We start from the raw sequence: 18823 nt of genomic DNA, 5'->3' as shown, positions 1-18823 counted from the left end.
GCCCGATACCGCCCTGCGGCCTGCGGCCCCGTCGCGCCCGCAAGGCGCTGATTTCACGGGGGATTTGCCCTGCCGGACGGATGCAGCGCATAACGCCGCGACATGGCAGGCCTGCAAAGTTTTATAGGGGGCGGGGAAACGTATACTGGCCCCCTTTCTTTTCGCAAAGGCAGAGGCCAGATGAGATCCGCTTACCGCCGGCTGCGCGCCGGCCTGGTCCTGATGGCCGCGGCGCTGGCGGCGGCGCCGGCCGGCGCGCAGGACGCGGCCGCCGGCCAGTCGCCCTTCATGCGGCATATGGACGACGCCCGCCGGCAGATCCGCGCCGCCTCGTGGGACGACGCCACCGGCTCGGCGCGCCAGGCGCTGGCGGCGGCGAGCGCGAACGGCAACCGCTACGAGATCTACGACGCCGCGGTGCTGCTGATCGATCTGTTGCAGAAGCAGGGCCGCCATGCCGAAGCCCGCCGCGTGGCCGAAACGCAGGTGGGGGATTTCGAGCGCCTGGGCGACGAGGACGGCATGGCCATCATGCTGTCGCGCGCGATCGAGGCCGGCGCGGCGGCGGCAGAGGCGGCCGAGGTCGCCCGGCTGCAGGCCCGGCTGGTCGGGCAGGCCCGGCCGTATCCGCCGCTATGGACCCTGGAATCCGGCCAGCGCCTGCGCTACGTCCCGGCCGGGCTGTCGCTGCCGCTTGCGCAGGACGGCTGGACGCTGCTCAGGTTCGAACCCGCCGATGCGCGCGAGGACTCCGCGCGGCTGGAGTACATCCGCAGGCTGGACGGGCAGGGGCGCATGGTGGTGCAGCTGCGCATCGGCTACATGGAAGCGCTGCGCGGACAGGACGGCGCGGCGCGGCAGGCGCGGGCGCAGGAACTGCTGGGCGGACCGAGCGCGATGTCCCCGGCGGCGCTGCCGGACCTGCCCTTCGAGAATGTGGCGCAGGCCAAGGAGGTGCAGCGTTCCGAGGAGCACGGACGCGGCGTGATCGAGGCGCAATGGGCGGCGGTGCGCGGCGACTGGCGCTTGCAGGTGCAGGCCTCGTATCCGGAAACGGCTCAGGACGGAGCTGGCCGGCATCTGCAGTCGCTGCTGGGCGCGATCGCGTGGGAGGGCGAACGCCGGCTGTTCCGCGAACAGACCATGGCCGAGCAGGCCCGGGCCATCGAGGCCGCGTGGGTGATGGCGCAGGACTGGCCCGCGGCCGACGCGCTGGCGCGGGCGGCGTTGCCGGACGCGGTGTTTCCGCTGGAAATCGCGCGGCTCGATACCGTGATGGCCACCGCGGCCTACCGGCGCGGCGAGATGGACCAGGCCCGCCGCGAGTACGAGACGGCGCTGGCGGCCTGGGCATACGCGGGCAAGGCCTATCACGACGAAACCCTGTACCAGACCGCGCTGGACCACGCCGCCGACATCGCGCACCGCCAGGGCCGCAAGAACGAGGCGGCCGCGCTGAACCGCCAGTTCATCGAATGGGTGGGCGACCGCGACCAGGCCTGGCGGCCGGACGCGGCGGGTGTCGAACTCAAGAGCGCGCTAAGCGGCCAGGCCTTGCCGCTGCGCGCGGGCGACTTCCGCCTCAAGCCGATCGGCCCCAAGCGCTTCCAGTACGAGGACCTGCGCACGGGCGCGCAACTGGGGCTGTCGGTGGAGCAGCGCGCCGGCGCCGACGACCGGGCGCTGGAAGGCTCGATGCGCGCCTTCATGCGCGACAAGCTCGGGCTGGACGCGGGCGCCATGCAGGCGGCCGCCTTCACGCCGCGCGCGCGGCAAGGCGCGCAAGGGGAACTGCGCGGCAGGCAATGGATTTTCGAAGTGGCGCCGTTGCGGGATGCGGGCAGGACGCTGCGGCTGGACGGCGGGGCTGATGCGCCCGCACCGGTGCGCATGGCTTTCTGGATCGTGGACCGCGGCGACAGCCGCTCGATCCTGCGCGCGCCGCTGACGGCGGACGCCGCCGCCGACGCGCGCATCGAACAGGTGGCGCAGGCGCTGGCCTGGTGAGCGGCCGGGACGATGAAGAAAGTATAGATCCGCCGCGGGCGGTTCAGAGCCTGACGCGCTGTTTCAGGGCCGCCGCGATCATGGGAATGTCGATGTCCTTGCCCGGGTTCTTCTGGCAGAAGTCGTACAGCACCGCCACGTAGGCATTGCCCAGCAGCTTGGTGATGGCGCCGGCGGTGGTGGCGGCGATGGTGCCGCCGGCGGCGCTGCCCGCGCCCGGAATGAATTTCAGCAAGCCCGAGACGACCGAGCGTCCGACCAGGGTGGCCGCCGAGGCGCCCAGCGTGGAGGTCACCAGGGTGGTGATGGCGGCGGTATCCAGCTCCATGCCGAAGGTGATGCCGATCTTGGCGATCATGCCGACCTGGATCGGCACCAGCGCAAAGGCGTCCGAGAACGGGATGGGGGCGGCGGCGGCCGAGGCGGCCAGGCCCGCAGCCACGTTGACCTCTATCTCAGCCCGCTTTTTTTTTACTTCCAGGGCCTGTTTGTTGCGCGTGGACAGAGCGTTGGCGTAGGCCCGCTGCTGCGCCTCGGGGATGTGCTGCGCGGTGACCTCGATCAGCCGGTCCAGGCCCATGGGCGGCAGTTCGGCGTCGAGTTCGTCTATCCATTCCGCCAGCGCGCGCACCGCCACCACCTGGCTGGCGCGCGGCAGCAGCTTGCGCGCCTCGTCGACGAAGGCGCTGTTCTTGCGCGCCTTGGTCAGCACCGCCACCACGGGGATGCCGGCGTCGGCCAGCATGCCGCACAGTTCGATCTCGGCGTCTTCCACGCGGTGGCTGCTGTCCTGGATGCAGAGCCAGGCGACGTGCAGGTGCCGGTCCTGGTCGGTGGAGGCGGAGCGCTCGCGGATCAGGTCGGCGAGCTCGCGGCGCGAGCGCTCGTAGTCGCCGACCTCCAGGCCGCGGGTGTCGATGATGGTGAGCGGATGGCCCGGCCGGGTGAATTCCTGGGTGGATTGGGTGACCGGCTTGCCCGCCCCGGTCCGGGCCAGGTCGCCGCGGAACACCGCGTTGATGAGCGTGCTCTTGCCCACGCCGGTCTTTCCGGCGACCAGGATGTTCACGCGGCCGGCGCCGCGCGTCGCCGTGCTGATGGCGTCGGCGATGGCGTCCTGCAGCTGGGGAGGATCGTTCTGGGGCATGCTCATGCGGAATCGGCGTGGGAGGGCATGGAGGCGATTCTATCCACGATTGCGCTCAGGCGGCGCCCGGAACGCCGTACAGGTGGGCGGCCTCGGGAAAGCTGCGCGAGCGGACTTCGGCGGCGTAGGCCTGCGCGGCCTGCTGGATGCGGCCGGACAGGTCGTCGTAGCGCTTCACGAAGCGCGCCGTGCGGTCGAACATGCCCAGCATGTCGTCCACCACCAGCACCTGGCCGTCGCAACGCGGCGAGGCGCCGATGCCGATGGTCGGGCAGGCCACGGCGTCGGTGATGGAGGCGGCCAGGGGCTCGACCACGCCCTCGATCACCAGCGCGAAGGCGCCGGCCTCGGCCACCGCGGCGGCGTCGGCGGCGATGCGGGCGTATTCCGCCTCGCCGCGCCCGCGCGCGCCGTAGCCGCCCAGGATGTTCACGGCCTGCGGGGTCAGGCCCACGTGGCCCATGACCGGGATGCCGCGGGCCGACAGGTAGGCGACGGTGGGCGCCATGCCCGATCCGCCTTCGAGCTTGACCGCGGCCGCGCCGGTTTCCTTCATGACGCGGGCGGCCGAGCGGAAGGCCTGCTCGGGGCTTTCCTCATAGCTGCCGAACGGCATGTCCACCACGACCAGCGCGCGCCGCGCGCCGCGCACCACGGCGGCGCCGTGGGCGATCATCATGTCCAGCGTCACCGGCACGGTGGATGGCAGCCCGTAGATGGTCTGCGCCAGGCTGTCGCCCACCAGCAGGGCGTCGCAGTGCGGGTCCAGCAATTCGGCCATGCGCGCCGTGTAGGCCGTCAGCATGACCAGCGGCTCCTGGCCCTTGCGGGCGCGGAACGCGGGAACGCTCATGCGGGGCGTGTTGGCGGTTGCCGCGGCGGCTGCCAGGGTGGCGGTCGTAGACATCGAAATTCTTCCTATCCAGAGTTGCAGTAGGTGTGTCGCAGCCGGCGACCGGGGGGCGCCGGCCTCTCCATCGTAGCGGAAGCCGGGCGATGGCAGCCGGGCGCTAATCTTTGCGGCAAAACGTAAATGATGGTGTGGGGCCGGCGCGCCCCGCAGGGCGGACGGGTCCGCCGGGGCACGCCAAAGCGTTACATCTCGCCGGTTTCTTTCGCGTTTGCGCGGCCTTGCCTGCGTAGAATTCGCCACTCGTCAAGCTACTTGCGGCATGCACGCAACATTTTTTCATGGGTAGTTCCGGGTTCATTCCCCGCCTTTTGCGCTCGCGCCCGGTCACCAAGGGCTTGCGCTATCTGTATCGCTGCACGCAGCCCCGGGCCTGCCGGCACAATGCCGCGCTATGGCCTTTCGTGGCCGTGCAGCGCGCGGCCGACGGCAGGCTGAGCGGCTGCCGGCTGCGCGGCGTGCGAGGCCCGGCCACGATACCGCTGGAGCAGGCGGCGCGCGCCATCGACGGCGATGCGCACCTGATTCTGAGCGGTCCTTCGGTGGCCGACATCGATTACGCGCGCTGCAGCCTGGGCGCGGTCATGGGCGTGAACGGCTCGATCGCGCTGCGGCAGCGGCAGCCCGGACTGCGTTTCGATTACTACGCGATGCTGGACGCGGGCTTCGTGCGGCGCCGCCGCGAACTGGTGGCGCAGGTGCTGGCGCAGGACCTGACGCTGTTCGTCACGCCCGAGGTCTACCGCTGGATCGCGCTGCTGTTCGACCCGGCGACCGTGCGCTGCCGTATCGCGCTTTTCGAGGAAGTGCACCAGCGCGCCATGCAGCCGCGGGCGCGTCCCGAAGACCTGGAGGCCGGGCTGGCCGGCGATGCCGGCCTGCTGCTGTTCGACGCCCGCCATCCGGTGCACGCGCACGGATTCAGCCTGGACCCGCCGCGCGGCCTGTTCGGCGGCGGCACCGTGGCCTACACCGGGCTGCAGCTGTTGGCGTGGCTGGGCGCGAAAACCATATACCTGCACGGACTGGACCTGACGGCGGCGGCCGGCCCGCGCTTTTATGAAAGCGCCGCCACGCAACTGGCGACCGCGCTGGACCGCCAGTTCGACGGACACATCGAGCCCGCGTTCCGGCGCGCCGCCGGCGTGCTCGGCGCGCGCGGGATCAAGGTCTACAACCTGTCGCCCGCCAGCAGGCTGGGCGCGGACATATTCGAGAAACGCCACTGGAGCTGCCTGCTGCCCCGGGCGGCGCAAACGCAACCCCTTATGGACGTGCAGCCATGAAGATTCTCTACACCAACTTCCATCAGGGCGACGGCGGCGGGCATACGACCTACGTGATGTCGCTGGCGCGCATCCTGTGCCACAAGTCCCAGGTCGCCGTGGCCGCGCCGGCCAGCAGCCGCCTGTTGGCCGAGGCCGGCGCGCTGCCCGGCGTGCGCGCCATCGCGCTGGATTTCAAGGGCCGGCCGCTGGCGCTACTCGGCGCGCTGCGCCGCCTGCGCGCGCTGCTGCGCGACGAGCGCTACGACGTGGTGCACGTCAACGGGTCGGCGGACCACCGGCTGTGCATGCTGGCGACCGTGGGCATGGGCGCGCGCCGCCCCTTCATCGTCTATACGCAGCACAACGACCGCAGCGCCAACAGCCTGGGCGCGCGCATCCGCGCCAAGTGGGGCACCAACCGCGTGATCTGCGTGTGCAGCCATACGTTTCGGCGCATGAAGCAGTCGGTGTTCCGCAACGAGGACCTGCGCGTGGTGCACAACGGCGTCGACACCGAAAAGTGCCGGCCCGCCACGCGCAACCAGGCGGCGCAGGCGCGCGACAGCCTGCTGCCCGCCAGCCTGCAGGGCAGGCTGGTGATAGGCAGCAACGCCGGCACCGCGTCCTACAAGAACTGGCTGGACATGGTGACCGCGGTTTCCATGCTGCCGGCCGCGCAGCGCGAGCAGGTGGCGATCCTGATCGCCGGCAAGCTGCCCGAAGCCGAGCAGATGCGGCGCGTCGAGGAGCTGGGCATGTCCGGGCAGGTGGTGTTCACCGGCCTGCTGGACGACGTGCGCCCGTTCCTGTCGGCGCTGGACGTGGGCTTCGTGCTGTCGTCGCGACTGGAGACGATTTCGTTCGCCTGCCGCGAGATGATGGCCGCCGGCGTGCCGGTGATCGTCAGCGAGGTCGGCGGCCTGACCGAGAACGTCACCGACGGCCGCGACGGCTGGGTGGTGCCGCCGGCCGACGTGCCCAGCGTGGTCCAGGCCCTGTCGAGGATCCTGGCGAACCGGCAGCAGCTCGCCCGGATGGGCGAAGAGGCGCGCAGCACCGCCTTGAAGGAGTTTTCGCTGACGGCCTTCGTCGGCAAGACCGAGAGCGTCTACCGCGAAGGACGGACGCAGCAGGCCTACCGGCTGCGCCCGTCCTGAGGACCGCTACTCGCTGTACGTCTTGGTGCTGTAGAGCGCGGCCGGCAGCAGGTTCAGCACCGGCAGGCCGCTGACGGGGTCCTTGGCCTGGCGGTCGATGTAGGCCTGCAGCACGTCCGCGTCGAGCACGCCGATGTCCTGGCGGCGCTCGGCGGGCACGGCGGCCAGGGTCTTGTAGCCGTCGCCGCCGGTGGCGTTGAAACTCAGCACGAAGAGCTTGTAGCTGCGCCCGGCGTCCAGCGGCAGCCAGTTGCCGCTGGCCCGGTCCAGCACCTCGATGTTGGTCACGCGGTTGCCCTGGGCCTGGACCGCGTTCACGTCCCAGCGCAGGCCGCCCGCGTACGGATACGGGCCGGTCGTTCCGCCCGGACCGAACACCGCCTGCATGCCGTCTTCCAGCATGCTCTTGACCTCGGCGCCGGTGACGTCCAGGCGCCACAGCATATTGCCGAACGGCACCACCTCGATCACGTTGGCCGCGGTCACGCTGCCCAGCAGCGGCACGCGCACGCCGCCGCCGCTTTGCAGCGTAATGTCGGCGCCGCCGTAATCGGCGTTGGCCACTTCCAGGTAGGCCTGCGCCACCAGCTGCTGGATGTCGCCGCCGCGCAGGCTGACGTTGCCCAGCGCGTTGCAGGCGGCGCTGGAACGGCTGTAGTCGCGCGAGCCCGGGCCGCCCGGCACGCGGCGCGAGCACAGCTCCTGCGGCACCGCGGCGACCACGCTGGCGCTGAAGGCGTCGACCTTGGCCTTGAAGGGCTGCAGCACGGCCGCGGCCTGCGCGTCCGGTTCCTGCACGCGCAGGAAGCCGCTGGCCCGCAGGTCCGCCTGGATGGCGGCCGCGTCGGCGGCGTCGGGCGTCGCGCCCGCCACCTTGAACTCGCCGCCGACCAGCACGTGCGGCGTGCCGGCGCAGGCGGTCACGTCGCCGTCGGCGTCGAAACTCACCTTCAGTTCGCCGACCACCTGCGAGTATTCCCAGGCCTGTACCAGGCACACGCGCTTGCCGTCGCGGTCCTGCAGCACGGTGGGGTAGGCGCCGGCGGGCGAGCCCACGCCGTAATCGGCCATGGCGTCGGGGCCCAGCAGGGTGTGGGAGTCGCCGCCCACCACCACGTCCACGCCGCTCAGGCGGGCGATGACCTGCCGGTCATAGGCGTAGCCGATATGGCTGAGCACCACGATCTTGTTCACGCCCTGCGCGCGCAAGGCGTCGATCTGCCGCTGCGCGGCGGCGGTCTCGTCGGAAAACAGCGTGCCGGGATCGGGGCTGGAGGATTGCTGGGTCTTGTTGGCGATGGTCAGGCCGACCAGCCCGATGGGCTGGCCGTCGCGCTGCAGCACGACCGAAGGCTGCACCATGCCGGGCGCGCGCGAGGGATTGAGCGGCGAGTCCGCGCCGAAGGTGACGTTGGCGCTCAATACCGGCGTCCGGCAGGCGCCCGCGTGCAGCAGCTCGACGAAGCGCTTCAGGCCGGCGTCGCCCTTGTCGAATTCGTGGTTGCCCAGGCTCATCGCATCGAAGCACACCGTGTTCATCAGCGCGGCGTCGGCCTCGCCCGGCTCGCCGGCGCGGTTGAAGTAGAGGGTGCCGGTGGTGGCGTCGCCGGCGTGCAGCTTGAGCACGTTGGCCGACTGCGCGGCCAGCGCGTTCATGGCGCCGGTGACGCGGGCGAAGCCGCCGGCCTCGGCGCTTACCGACACCGGCGCGCCGTCGGCCGCCTTGAGCTTGAGCGTCTTGTTCCTGCCGTCCAGCGTGGAGTGATGGTCGTTGATGTGCAGGATGGTCAGTTCCATCGGGCGGGCCGGGGCCGGCTGTTCCGGTGCGGGCTGTTCCGGCGCGGGCTGCCCGGGCGCGGAGGTGTCATCGTCGTCGCCGCCGCAGCCGGCCAGCAGCGTCAGCGCGCTCAGCATGACGGCCCCGGCGTTCCTCTTCCATGTGCTCATTCGAGTGCATCCCTCTGTCGTTGTCGGAGGGCGCATGGTCGCGGCTCAAGATGACGCCGGAATGAATGACAGGCCTGTCATGAAACGCCACGGGCCCGGCGCGATGCGCGCCGGGCCCGTGGTGCCGCCGGGTTCGGCGGAAGGACGCGGATCAGTAGTGGATCACCGTGCGGATCGACTTGCCTTCATGCATCAGGTCGAAGGCCTCGTTGATGCGCTCCAGCGGCAGCGTGTGGGTGACGAACGGGTCCAGGTCGATCTTGCCGCTCATGGCGTCTTCCACCATGCCGGGCAGCTGCGTGCGGCCCTTGACGCCGCCGAAGGCCGAGCCGCGCCAGACGCGGCCGGTCACCAGCTGGAACGGGCGGGTGCTGATCTCCTGGCCCGCGCCGGCCACGCCGATGATGATGCTCTCGCCCCAGCCCTTGTGGCAGCATTCGAGCGCGGCGCGCATGACCTGCACGTTGCCGATGCACTCGAACGAGAAGTCCACGCCGCCGTCGGTCATCTCGACGATGACGTCCTGGATCGGCTTGTCGTGGTCCTTGGGGTTGACGCAGTCGGTCGCGCCCATGGCGCTGGCCAGGATGAACTTGTTCGGGTTGGTGTCGACGGCGATGATGCGCCCGGCCTTGGCCTGCACCGCGCCCTGGATCACGGCCAGGCCGATGCCGCCCAGGCCGAACACGGCCACGGTGTCGCCTTCCTTGACCTTGGCGGTGTTGTGCACGGCGCCCAGGCCGGTGGTGACGCCGCAGCCCAGCAGGCACACCTTTTCGTGCGGGGCGGCCGGGTTGATCTTGGCCAGCGAGATCTCGTTGACCACGGTGTATTCGCTGAAGGTCGAGCAGCCCATGTAGTGGTACAGCGGCTTGCCTTCGTAGCTGAAGCGCGAGGTGCCGTCGGGCATCACGCCCTTGCCCTGGGTGGCGCGCACCTTCTGGCATAGATTGGTCTTGCCCGACAGGCAGAACTTGCACTCGCGGCATTCGGCCGTGTAGAGCGGGATGACGTGGTCGCCGGGCTTGAGCGAGGTGACGCCTTCGCCCACCTCGACCACGACGCCGGCGCCTTCATGGCCCAACACCGCCGGAAACAGGCCCTCGGGGTCGTCGCCGCTGAGCGTGAAGGCGTCGGTATGGCAGACGCCGGTGTGGGTGATCTGCACCAGCACCTCGCCGCGCTGCGGGGGCGCGACGTCGATTTCAACGATTTCCAGCGGCTTGCCGGGTCCGAATGCGACTGCTGCGCGTGATTTCATAGTTTGCTCCACGAGTGCCTGGCGGCGTTATTTCAAATACGAACGGACGAGCCGCATCAACAGGTCGATCTCCGCTTCGGGTTCGGCCTGGGCCTGGCGCGGGCCGCCCTGGGCGGACTGCAGGAAGGTTTCCCGGAGGTGGCTCTCCAGCACCTCGGCCATCAGGCCGGTGGCGGCGCCGCGCAGGGCGGCCAGCTGCTGCAGCAGCGCGCCGCATTCCGTGCCTTCGTTGACGGCGCGCTCGAGCGCCAGCGCCTGCCCCTGGATACGGCGCAGGCGGGTCACGACGCGTTTCTTTTCTTCCGGGGAATGGGGCACGGCGGGCTCCGATGAATACAGGGGGGGAGTATACGCAAGGCGCGCGCCGGCGTCCAGGCAGGCGGCATTTCATCTATACCTGTCTATACTTTATTCCCATCCGCAGAACAACCGCACAGGACGACTCTTGGCCTCCCCTCCCCCCAGCCTGCCGGCGCAGGCCGACGCCCCGCCCGCGCCGCTCTACGCCCAGGTCAAGCAGATGATCGCGCAGCAGATCCGCAGCGGCGCATGGCCGCCCCATCACCGCGTGCCGTCGGAGGCCGAGCTGGTGGACGAACTGGGCTACAGCCGCATGACCATCAACCGGGCGCTGCGCGAACTGACCGCGGAAGGCCTGCTGGTGCGCATGCAGGGCGTGGGGACTTTCGTGGCCCAGCCGAAGGCGCGCTCGGCGCTGTTCGCGGTCAACAACATCGCCGACGAGATCGCCGCCCGCAACCACCGGCACCACAGCCGGGTGCTGCGCCTGGCCGAAGAGCCGGCCGAGGGCGAGCAGGCGCTGGCGCTGGACATCCGTCCGGGACAGCCGGTGTTCCATTCCATCATCGTGCACTACGAGGACGACCTGCCGATCCAGCTGGAGGACCGCTACGTCAGCGTCAAGCTCGCGCCCGGCTACCTGCAGCAGGATTTCACGCAGAGCACGCCCTATGAATACCTGACCCGCGTGGCGCCGCTGACCGAAGGCGAGCACATCGTCGAGGCCATCCTGGCGCGGCCGCGCGAATGCCAGCTGCTGCAGATCGAGCGCGGCGAACCCTGCCTGCTGATCCGCCGCCGCACCTGGTCGGGCGAGCGCCCCGTGACCCTGGCGCGGCTGATCCATCCGGGGTCGCGCCATCGGCTGGAAGGGAAGTTCACGACCTGAGTGTTTGGGGGCAGATGGGTTACGCGCGCTGGATATTTGAGTTCTTGCTCAAGGACGCTCGCGCTGCACCCATCCTACGGCATTCGTCATATCCCGTAGGATGGGTGCAGCGCGCCGCCATCATCACAAGAACGCGACTGTCGAACGCGCGTAACCCATCTTGCAGCGCACCACGACATCCATCCAGCTTGTATATACAATCATAGTCATCCCCACGACGCCAGGAGTTCATGCATGGACCTGCAAATCCCCCCCGGCTGCCTGACGCTTGCGGATCTGCGGCGCGTCTACCAGGAGCCGGTGCGCGTGGCGCTGCATCCCGAGGCCGACGCGCCCATCGAGGCCAGCGTCGCCTGCGTCGAGCGCATCGTGGCGCAGGGGCGCACGGCCTACGGCATCAACACCGGTTTCGGCCTGCTGGCCAGCACCCGCATCGCGCCCCACGACCTGGAGGCCTTGCAGCGTTCGCTGGTGCTGTCGCATGCGGCCGGCGTGGGCGAGGCGCTGGACGACGCCATGGTGCGGCTCATCATGGTGCTGAAGATCAACAGCCTGGCGCGGGGCTATTCCGGCATCCGGCGCAAGGTGATCGACCATCTGATCGCGCTGGTCAACGCCGGCGTCTATCCGCATATTCCGCTCAAGGGCTCGGTGGGCGCCTCGGGCGACCTGGCGCCGCTGGCGCATATGTCGCTGCTGCTGCTGGGCGAGAGCAAGGCGCGTTGCGACGGCGCGTGGCTGCCGGCGCGCCAGGCCCTGGCCCGCGCCGGGCTGGAGCCCCTGACGCTGGCGGCCAAGGAGGGGCTGGCGCTGCTCAACGGCACGCAGGTGTCGACGGCGTACGCCTTGCGCGGCCTGTTCGAGGCCGAAGACCTGCTCGCCGCGGCGCTGGTTTGCGGCAGCCTCAGCGTGGAGGCCATGCTGGGCTCGCGCGCGCCGTTCGACGCCCGCATCCACGACGCGCGCGGCCAGCCCGGCCAGATCGACGTGGCCGCCGTCTACCGCGAGCTGCTGACCGAGGACAGCGAGGTCGGCCATTCGCACGCCAATTGCGGCAAGGTGCAGGACCCTTATTCGCTGCGCTGCCAGCCGCAGGTCATGGGCGCCTGCCTGACGCAGATACGGCAGGTGGCGCAGGTGCTGGAGATAGAAGCCAACGCGGTGTCGGACAACCCGCTGGTGTTCGCGCAAGACGACGAGGTGATATCGGGCGGCAATTTTCACGCCGAGCCGGTGGCGCTGGCGGCCGACAACCTGGCGCTGGCGCTGGCCGAGATCGGCGCGCTGTCGGAGCGCCGCATTTCGCTGATGATGGACATGCACATGTCGCAGCTGCCGCCTTTTCTGGTGAGCAATGGCGGCGTCAATTCGGGCTTCATGATCGCCCAGGTGACGGCGGCCGCGCTGGCCAGCGACAACAAGGCATTGGCGCATCCGGCCAGCGTCGACAGCCTGCCCACCTCCGCCAACCAGGAGGACCATGTCTCGATGGCGCCCAACGCCGGCAAGCGCCTGTGGCCCATGGCCGAAAACGTGCGCGACATCCTGGCGATCGAATGGCTGGGCGCCTGCCAGGGCCTGGATTTCCGCGCGGGCCTGAAGACGTCGCCACGGCTGGAGCAGGCCCGCGCCTTGCTGCGCGGGCGCGTCGCCCACTACGAGCGCGACCGCTTTTTCGCGCCCGACATCGCCGCGGCCAGCGAACTCATCGCGGCGCGCGGCCTGACGGCGCTGATGCCGGCCGGGCTGCTGCCCAGCGTATGCGCGCAGGCATGAAAGAGGAGGACGCGATGAGACAGGTCTGGCGCAACTGCCACGCGGCGACGATGGCGGACGGCAGCTATTGCGCGATCGAGCGCGCCGCCATCGTGACCCGCGGCGAACGCATCGAATGGATCGGCCCCGAGGCCGCGCTGCCGCCGGCCGAAGGCGCCGCGGTCCACGATCTGCGCGGCGCCTGGGTCACGCCCGGGCTGATCGACTGCCATACGCATCTGGTGTTCGGCGGCGACCGCAGCCGCGAATTCGAGCAGCGCCTGCAGGGCGTGGACTACGCCAGCATCGCCGCGCAGGGCGGCGGCATCGCCAGCACCGTGCGCGCCACGCGCGCGGCCAGCGAGGACGAACTGTATGCCGGCGCGCGCCGGCGCGCGCTGCAGCTGCTGCGCGACGGCGTGACCACGCTGGAAATCAAATCGGGATACGGGCTGGACCTGCCCAACGAGCGCAAGATGCTCAGGGTCGCGCGGCGCCTGGGGCAGGCCCTGCCGCTCACCGTGCGCGCCACGCTGCTGGCCGCGCATGCGCTGCCGCCCGAATACGCCGGGCGCGCCGACGATTACATCGACGAGGTGTCGCGCCGCATGCTGCCGGCGCTGGCGGCCGAAGGGCTGGCCGACGCGGTGGACGCGTTCTGCGAGCACCTGGCTTTTTCGCCGGCGCAGGTCGAACGGGTGTTCCGGGCCGCGCGCGACCATGGCCTGCCGGTCAAGCTGCATGCCGAGCAGCTGTCGTCGCTGCATGGCGCCGCACTGGCGGCGCGCTATGGCGCGTTGTCGGCCGACCATCTGGAATACCTGACCGAGAGCGACGTGCTGGCGATGGCGCAGGCCGGCACCGTGGCGGTGCTGCTGCCCGGCGCGTTCTATGCGCTGCGCGAAACGCGGGCGCCGCCGGTCGATCTGCTGCGCCGCCACGGCGTACCCATCGCGATCTCCAGCGACCTGAACCCCGGCACCTCGCCCGCGCTGTCGCTGCGGCTGATGCTGAGCATGGCCTGCACCCTGTTCCGCCTGACGCCCGAGGAGGCGCTGGCCGGCGCCACCGTGCACGCCGCCAGGGCGCTGGGCCTGCAGGACACGCATGGCGCGCTCCAGGCCGGCAAGATGGCGGACTTCGTCGCCTGGGAGGTGTCGCATCCGGCCGAGCTGGCCTACTGGATCGGCGGCGACCTGCCCAAGCGCATCGTCCGCCACGCCCGCGAGGTGGACGTGGCTCAGGCCGCCAGCGCGGCGTAGGCCTGGCCGGCGGCCGGGACCTGCACGGGCAGCCGGAACGCGCTTACCGCGCTTTGCAGGCGTTGCGCCTGGGCCTCCAGCGAGGCTGCGGCGGCGGCCGCCTGTTCGACCAGCGCCGCGTTCTGCTGCGTCACGTGGTCCATCTGCGTCAGCGCCGTGTTCACCTGGCCGATGCCGGCCGCCTGTTCATGCGAGGCGCCGGCGATGTCGCTGACCAGCACGGTCAGGCGTTCGATGGTCCGCAGGATGTCTTCCATCGTGCGGCCCGCCGTTTCCACCTGGGCCGAGCCGGCCTGCACCGTGGCGCCGGAGGCGTCGAGCAGCTGCTTGATTTCCTTGGCCGCGCCCGCGCTGCGCTGCGCCAGCGAGCGGACTTCGGCCGCGACCACCGCGAAGCCCTTGCCCTCCGCGCCCGCGCGCGCCGCCTCCACCGCCGCGTTCAGCGCCAGGATGTTGGTCTGGAACGCGATGCCGTCGATGACGCCGACGATGTCCTCGATGCGCCCGGCGTCCTGGGAGATCTCGCGCATGGTCGCCACCGCCTGCCGCACCGCCTCCGCGCCGCGCCCGACCACCGCGCTGGCCTCGGCGGCCATGCGGTTGGCCTGCTGCGCGTTGTCGGCGTTGCTGGTGACGGTGGACAGCAGCTGCTCCATGCTGGCGGCGGTCTGCTCCAGCGAGGCCGCCTGCTGTTCGGTGCGGCTGGACAGGTGCTGGTTGCCGGCGGCGATTTCGCTGGAGCCCGTATTGATTTCGACCACGCCGTCGCGGACCGCGCGCACGGTGCGCGCCAGGCTGTCCTGCATGTCGCGGATGTACGGAATGATCTGGCCCACGCAATTGCCGCCGAACAGCGGTATGGGGGCGGTCAGGTCGCCGTCGGCGATGCGGCGGAAGTGCGCCCGGATGTCTTCCAGCGGCCGCTTGACGAAGGCCACCACATAACGGTCGCCGAGCACGAGCAGCAGCAGACAGACGCCCAGCACCGCGCCCATGCCGGTATAGGCCATCTGGCGCCTGGCCGCGGCTTCCTGCAGCAGTTGCGCCTCGTGCTCCCTGGCGTAGGCGCCATAGGTTTTGATGCTCTCGGCATAGGCCCGGCTGGCCGCGGCCACGTCGCCGTCGGCCTGGCGGCGGGCCTGCGCGACGTCGCCGGCGGCCAGCTGCTGGCGTTGTGCGGCGAGGGCGCGGCCGACCACGGCTTCGTAGCCGGCTTGCAGCGCGGTCAGCAGGGCGGCGGGCGTGTCTGTCCTGGCCTGATCCATGAACGCCGCCTGCTGCCTGCCGGCTTCGCCGAGCGCGGCGTCGACCAGGCGCGCGTCTTCGTCGGCGTGGGCGGACCCGCCTTCGCCCAGGTCCTGCAGCTGATGGGCCAGGCCCAGCCGCGCGGCCGCGATGCGGTCGTTGATGCGGGACAGCGCCGTGACTTCCTGCAGGAGCGCGTTGCTGGCGCCCAGCGCCTGTCCGGCGTGGCGCAGTCCGTTGATGCTGATGGCCGACAGGCCGGCGAGCAGGACGCTGATCGCGAGCAGGGCGCTCAGGATCATGCGGCGGATCGTGATATCTCTCAGAAACCTTTTCATGTGTCGTTCCCAGGTACGGCAAGGAGGCTGCTGACCCGGCAACGGCAAGGCGTCATCAGATATTTAGGCGCTGTTTCATAATTTACGTATGTGTCGATTTAATGCGCAAATAGCAGCAAGATCGCGAAACATTATTGCGAGTTAGCGTGTTTTGGCGCGGATTCGGCATCGAGGTCCGGCGCGCTGAACCGCAGCCGCGAGAAGCTGGCGATGCTGGCCAGCGCGGCGCACAAGGCGCCCAGCCAGAGCGCGATGACCGCGCCCCGCGCGCCCGAGATATTGAAACAGGCCGCCACCAGCGCCGCGCCCGAGGCCTGGCCCAGCAGGCGCACGGTGCCGATCATGCCGCTGGCGCCGCCGGCCCGCGACGCCGGCGCCGACATCATGATGGCGCGCAGGTTGGGCGACTGGAAGAAGCCGAATCCGGCGCCGCACAAGGCCATGCGCCAGGCGATGTCCCACACTGGCGGGTCGGGCGGCATCAGGGCCAGCAGCGCCAGGCCCGGCGCCATCAGCGCCAGCCCCACGCCGCCCAGCACGCCGGCGGGATAGCGGTCGGACAGCCGCCCCGCGATGGGCGCCATCAGGGCCACCACCACCGGCCAGGGCGTGATCAGGAAACCCGTCTCCACCTGGGTGTAGCCCAGCGTGGTCTGCAGCAGGAAGGGCAGGGACACGAAGGCCAGCGCCTGGGCCGCGAAGGCGCAGACGGCGGTGGCGGCCGACAGCGCGAACAGCGGCCGGCGCAGCAGGTCCACGGCCAGGATGGGGGCGGGGTGGCCCGCCTGCCGCCACATCAGCAGGGCCAGGCTGGCGGCCGAGACGCCCCATTCCAGCGCCACCCGCGCGGGCGCTGCGCCTTGCGCCAGTTCATTGACGCCCAGCACGAACAGGCCGAGCGTCAGCGCGCACAAGAGCGCGGCCAGGCCGTCGAAGCCGTGGCGCGCGCGGGTGGTGCCCGGCAGGCCGCGCAGGCCCAGCACCGTGCACAGGATGCCGACGGGCACGCTGATCAGGAACAGCCAGTGCCAGGAGCCCAGCAGCAGGATGGCCGAGGCCACCGTGGGGCCGGCCGCGAAGGACAGGCCCACCACCATGGCGTTCAGGCCCAGGCCGCGGCCCAGCAGGTGCGAGGGATAGATGAAGCGCAGCAGCGCGCCATTGACGCTCATCACGCCGGCCGCGCCCAGGCCCTGCAGCACGCGCGAGGCCACCAGGGCCGGCAGCGACGGCGCCAGCCCGCTGGTCAGCGCGGTCAGCGTGTAGACCGCCAGGCCCACCATGAAGACGCGGCGGTGGCCCAGGATCTCGCCCAGCGCCGCGGCGGGCAGCAGGCCCGCCACCATGGCCAGCTGATAGCCGCTGACCACCCAGATGGAGGCCGCGTCGCTGGCGCCCAGGTCGCGGGCGATGGTGGGCAGCGCGGTGTTGGAGATGACGGTGTCCAGGCTGGTCATGCACAGCGCCAGCATGACGGCCAGCAGCGCGCCCAGGCGCTCCGAGGCAGGCAGGCCGACGCCGGCGGGATAGACGGTGTTGCGGGAGAAGGTGAGCATGTGCCGGCTACAGGGATTCGGGGTCGCGGCGCAGCGAGAAGCCCTGCGCCTCGTTCATGGCCAGATAGCTGATGCTGCGCGACACCACCGGCGGCTTGTCGCCGGCGTGCAGCGCGCGCACCTTGTCCAGCACCATCTTGTCGGCCAGCGTCATGCGGTCGGTCATGCGCAGGTACTGCATCCAGCTTTCCACCAGGAACGCCTCGCGCCAGACGCCGTCGCGCTCCAGGTCGCGAAACAGCTGCCATTGCTGCGCGCCGTTGCGCAGCCGCATGAGGCGCAAGGGGCGCGCGGCCTGGATCAGCTCCGACAGCCGCTCGCGCGGGATCTGGTATTCAACCGTGACCAGCACGGCGCCGTGCTGGGTGTTGAAGCCGGCCGCGGCCAGCGCCGGCTCGGTATTGTCAGCGCGCACCAGCGTCTGGGCGTCGACCTGCTCGGGCAGGCGCGACCGGTACAGCAGCGCCACGGTGATGCCCAGCATGATGCCGGCGGCCGCCAGCGCGCCCGAGACGCCCATGGTCTCGGCGAAGTGGCCCCACATGAACGAGCCCGCGGCCAGCCCGCCGAAGATGGCCGTCTGGTACAGCGCCAGCGCGCGCGCCTTGACCCAGTCGGGCACCAGCATCTGCACGGTGGTGTTGTAGGTGGCCAGCACGCCGATCCAGCAGCTGCCCGACAGCAGCAGGGCCGGAAACGCGATCCACAGCGTATCGGCCAGCCCCAGCGCCAGCAGGCAGGCGGCCAGCAGCCCGGCGGCGACGCTGACCAGGCCGCTGGCGCCCCAGGCCGCCTGGATGCGCCGCACCACGGCGCTGCCGAGAATGGCGCCCAGCCCCAGCGCGCCCAGCATGTAGCCGTACAGCAGCGCGCTGCCGCCCTCGTGTTCGTGCGCCAGCAGCGGCAGCAGCGCCCACAGCGCGCTGGCCGACAGGCCGAACGCGAACGAGCGCAGCATCACCACCCGGGTCACGGTGGAGTGCTGGGTATAGCGCAGCGCCGCCACCACGCCTTCGAAGATGCCCTCGGGCGGCAGCCGGCGTTCGGGCAGGTCGCGCTTCCAGCGCCAGATCGCCCAGATCAGCCCGCCGAAACAGAAGCAGTTCAGCAGGAACACCCAGGGCGCGCCCAGCGCGCCCAGCAGCAGCCCGCCGACGGCGGGTCCGACCGCGCGCGCCACGTTGAAGTTGACGCTGTTGAGCAGCACGGCGCTGCCGACGTGGGCGCGCGGCACCTGTTCGCCCACGGCGGCCTGCCAGGCAGGCGTGATGATGGCGCTGCCGATGGCGATGCAGAAGACCGACGCGATCAGGGTGATGGGATGCAGCAGCCCGGCGAAGGCCAGCACGGTGATGAACACGCCGCCGGCCAGCTCCAGCAGCATGCCGGCCAGCATGACCTTGCGCCGGTCGTAGTTGTCGGCCAGCACGCCGGTCACGATGGACAGCGCCACCAGCGGAAAGGCGGCGGCCACCTGGATCATCGCCACCATCAGCGGGCTGCTCTGCTCGGTGGTGATGATCCAGGCCGCGGCGACGGACTGCGCCCAGGTGCCCAGGTTGGCGAAGAGGTTGGCGATCCAGATGATGCGGAACGCCGGAAAGGCGAAGGGGGAAAGCGTGCTGACTTTCAGTACGGGCGCGGGCGGCGCGTCAGCGGGCAGATCGTTCGTGGCTGAAACGGGTTGCAGCATGGGAATGGGGGCGGGGCGCCTTCAGGGCGCCCCGGCGAGCGGTCCGGGTCGGGTAATGGTACGCCGAAGCGGATGGCAGGTGGGCCGG

Annotated in this window: 14 protein-coding genes; 6 read left to right on the top strand and 8 right to left on the bottom strand. The window is 70.6% G+C overall.

The annotated features are described in order from the left end of the window. The first annotated feature begins 180 nt into the window (after window positions 1-180). A complete protein-coding gene (locus tag A6B37_RS14450) occupies window positions 181-2007 on the top strand; it encodes a tetratricopeptide repeat protein (RefSeq protein ID WP_111826132.1) in 1827 nt (608 codons plus the stop codon). A 43-nt stretch (window positions 2008-2050) separates the two neighbouring features. On the opposite strand, the gene A6B37_RS14445 is transcribed toward A6B37_RS14450, so the two are convergent. Beyond that, a complete protein-coding gene (locus A6B37_RS14445) occupies window positions 2051-3160 on the bottom strand; it encodes a GTPase (protein WP_111826131.1) in 1110 nt (369 codons plus the stop codon). A 49-nt stretch (window positions 3161-3209) separates the two neighbouring features. Beyond that, the gene (gene panB / locus A6B37_RS14440) at window positions 3210-4007 is read right to left on the bottom strand and encodes a 3-methyl-2-oxobutanoate hydroxymethyltransferase (RefSeq protein ID WP_246842494.1); all 798 of its coding nucleotides are present in this window, start codon (window positions 4005-4007) and stop codon (window positions 3210-3212) included. Between the two features lie 338 nt (window positions 4008-4345). Between panB and A6B37_RS14435 the strand changes: the two genes are divergently transcribed. Both A6B37_RS14435 and A6B37_RS14430 read left to right on the top strand, forming a co-directional pair. Next, a complete protein-coding gene (locus tag A6B37_RS14435) occupies window positions 4346-5350 on the top strand; it encodes a hypothetical protein (RefSeq protein ID WP_102773147.1) in 1005 nt (334 codons plus the stop codon). After that, a complete protein-coding gene (locus A6B37_RS14430; protein WP_102773148.1) occupies window positions 5347-6489 on the top strand; it encodes a glycosyltransferase in 1143 nt (380 codons plus the stop codon). The genes A6B37_RS14435 and A6B37_RS14430 overlap by 4 nt, the downstream gene beginning before the upstream one ends. 6 nt (window positions 6490-6495) lie before the next feature. Here A6B37_RS14430 and A6B37_RS14425 read toward each other — a convergent pair whose 3' ends face one another. The 3 genes from A6B37_RS14425 to A6B37_RS14415 form a co-directional block, all read right to left on the bottom strand. Then, complete coding sequence (locus A6B37_RS14425; RefSeq protein WP_111826130.1) at window positions 6496-8436, bottom strand: 5'-nucleotidase C-terminal domain-containing protein; 1941 nt, start codon at window positions 8434-8436, stop codon at window positions 6496-6498. A 151-nt stretch (window positions 8437-8587) separates the two neighbouring features. Continuing rightward, window positions 8588-9697 (bottom strand): S-(hydroxymethyl)glutathione dehydrogenase/class III alcohol dehydrogenase, encoded by a 1110-nt coding sequence (locus A6B37_RS14420; RefSeq protein WP_102773150.1) that lies wholly within the window; start codon window positions 9695-9697, stop codon window positions 8588-8590. 27 nt (window positions 9698-9724) lie between these two features. Then, complete coding sequence (locus A6B37_RS14415; RefSeq protein ID WP_102773151.1) at window positions 9725-10015, bottom strand: metal/formaldehyde-sensitive transcriptional repressor; 291 nt, start codon at window positions 10013-10015, stop codon at window positions 9725-9727. 127 nt (window positions 10016-10142) lie between these two features. On the opposite strand from A6B37_RS14415, the gene hutC reads away from it, so the two are divergent. The 3 genes from hutC to hutI all read left to right on the top strand — a co-directional run bounded on the left by hutC (window position 10143) and on the right by hutI (window position 13903). Beyond that, window positions 10143-10886, top strand: a complete 744-nt coding sequence (gene hutC / locus A6B37_RS14410) for a histidine utilization repressor (RefSeq protein ID WP_281492765.1) — start codon at window positions 10143-10145, stop codon at window positions 10884-10886. 234 nt (window positions 10887-11120) lie between these two features. Beyond that, window positions 11121-12662 carry a histidine ammonia-lyase gene (gene hutH, locus A6B37_RS14405; protein WP_102773152.1) on the top strand — a complete coding sequence of 514 codons (1542 nt, stop codon included), beginning with the start codon at window positions 11121-11123 and terminating at the stop codon, window positions 12660-12662. A gap of 14 nt (window positions 12663-12676) precedes the next feature. Further along, window positions 12677-13903, top strand: a complete 1227-nt coding sequence (gene hutI / locus A6B37_RS14400; protein ID WP_111826129.1) for an imidazolonepropionase — start codon at window positions 12677-12679, stop codon at window positions 13901-13903. Here hutI and A6B37_RS14395 read toward each other — a convergent pair. From A6B37_RS14395 to A6B37_RS14385, 3 genes are all read right to left on the bottom strand, one after another. Further along, window positions 13882-15486 (bottom strand): methyl-accepting chemotaxis protein, encoded by a 1605-nt coding sequence (locus A6B37_RS14395; RefSeq protein WP_111826128.1) that lies wholly within the window; start codon window positions 15484-15486, stop codon window positions 13882-13884. The two genes, hutI and A6B37_RS14395, sit on opposite strands and share 22 nt — an antisense overlap. 131 nt (window positions 15487-15617) lie before the next feature. Then, window positions 15618-17042, bottom strand: coding sequence for an MFS transporter (locus A6B37_RS14390; protein WP_102773155.1), 1425 nt, complete (start codon window positions 17040-17042; stop codon window positions 15618-15620). Window positions 17043-17049: 7 nt separating this feature from the next. Then, window positions 17050-18735 carry an MFS transporter gene (locus A6B37_RS14385; protein WP_102773156.1) on the bottom strand — a complete coding sequence of 562 codons (1686 nt, stop codon included), beginning with the start codon at window positions 18733-18735 and terminating at the stop codon, window positions 17050-17052. Between the last annotated feature and the right edge of the window lie 88 nt (window positions 18736-18823).

The organism is Achromobacter sp. HZ01 (genome assembly GCF_003267925.1).
GTDB lineage: Bacteria > Pseudomonadota > Gammaproteobacteria > Burkholderiales > Burkholderiaceae_B > Achromobacter > Achromobacter pulmonis_A.
The sequence above is the reverse complement of the archived record's forward strand: the minus strand, read 5'-3'. Positions and strand labels throughout refer to the sequence as shown.

What these genes read in the sequence shown, in the direction of transcription:
- A6B37_RS14450 (WP_111826132.1), top strand. Translation starts at nt 181, where the DNA reads ATGAGATCCGCTTACCGCCGGCTGCGCGCCGGCCTGGTCCTGATGGCC.
- A6B37_RS14445 (WP_111826131.1), bottom strand. Translation starts at nt 3,160, where the DNA reads ATGAGCATGCCCCAGAACGATCCTCCCCAGCTGCAGGACGCCATCGCC.
- panB (WP_246842494.1), bottom strand. Translation starts at nt 4,007, where the DNA reads ATGAGCGTTCCCGCGTTCCGCGCCCGCAAGGGCCAGGAGCCGCTGGTC.
- A6B37_RS14435 (WP_102773147.1), top strand. Translation starts at nt 4,346, where the DNA reads ATGGGTAGTTCCGGGTTCATTCCCCGCCTTTTGCGCTCGCGCCCGGTC.
- A6B37_RS14430 (WP_102773148.1), top strand. Translation starts at nt 5,347, where the DNA reads ATGAAGATTCTCTACACCAACTTCCATCAGGGCGACGGCGGCGGGCAT.
- A6B37_RS14425 (WP_111826130.1), bottom strand. Translation starts at nt 8,436, where the DNA reads ATGAGCACATGGAAGAGGAACGCCGGGGCCGTCATGCTGAGCGCGCTG.
- A6B37_RS14420 (WP_102773150.1), bottom strand. Translation starts at nt 9,697, where the DNA reads ATGAAATCACGCGCAGCAGTCGCATTCGGACCCGGCAAGCCGCTGGAA.
- hutH (WP_102773152.1), top strand. Translation starts at nt 11,121, where the DNA reads ATGGACCTGCAAATCCCCCCCGGCTGCCTGACGCTTGCGGATCTGCGG.
- hutI (WP_111826129.1), top strand. Translation starts at nt 12,677, where the DNA reads ATGAGACAGGTCTGGCGCAACTGCCACGCGGCGACGATGGCGGACGGC.
- A6B37_RS14395 (WP_111826128.1), bottom strand. Translation starts at nt 15,486, where the DNA reads ATGAAAAGGTTTCTGAGAGATATCACGATCCGCCGCATGATCCTGAGC.
- A6B37_RS14390 (WP_102773155.1), bottom strand. Translation starts at nt 17,042, where the DNA reads ATGCTCACCTTCTCCCGCAACACCGTCTATCCCGCCGGCGTCGGCCTG.
- A6B37_RS14385 (WP_102773156.1), bottom strand. Translation starts at nt 18,735, where the DNA reads ATGCTGCAACCCGTTTCAGCCACGAACGATCTGCCCGCTGACGCGCCG.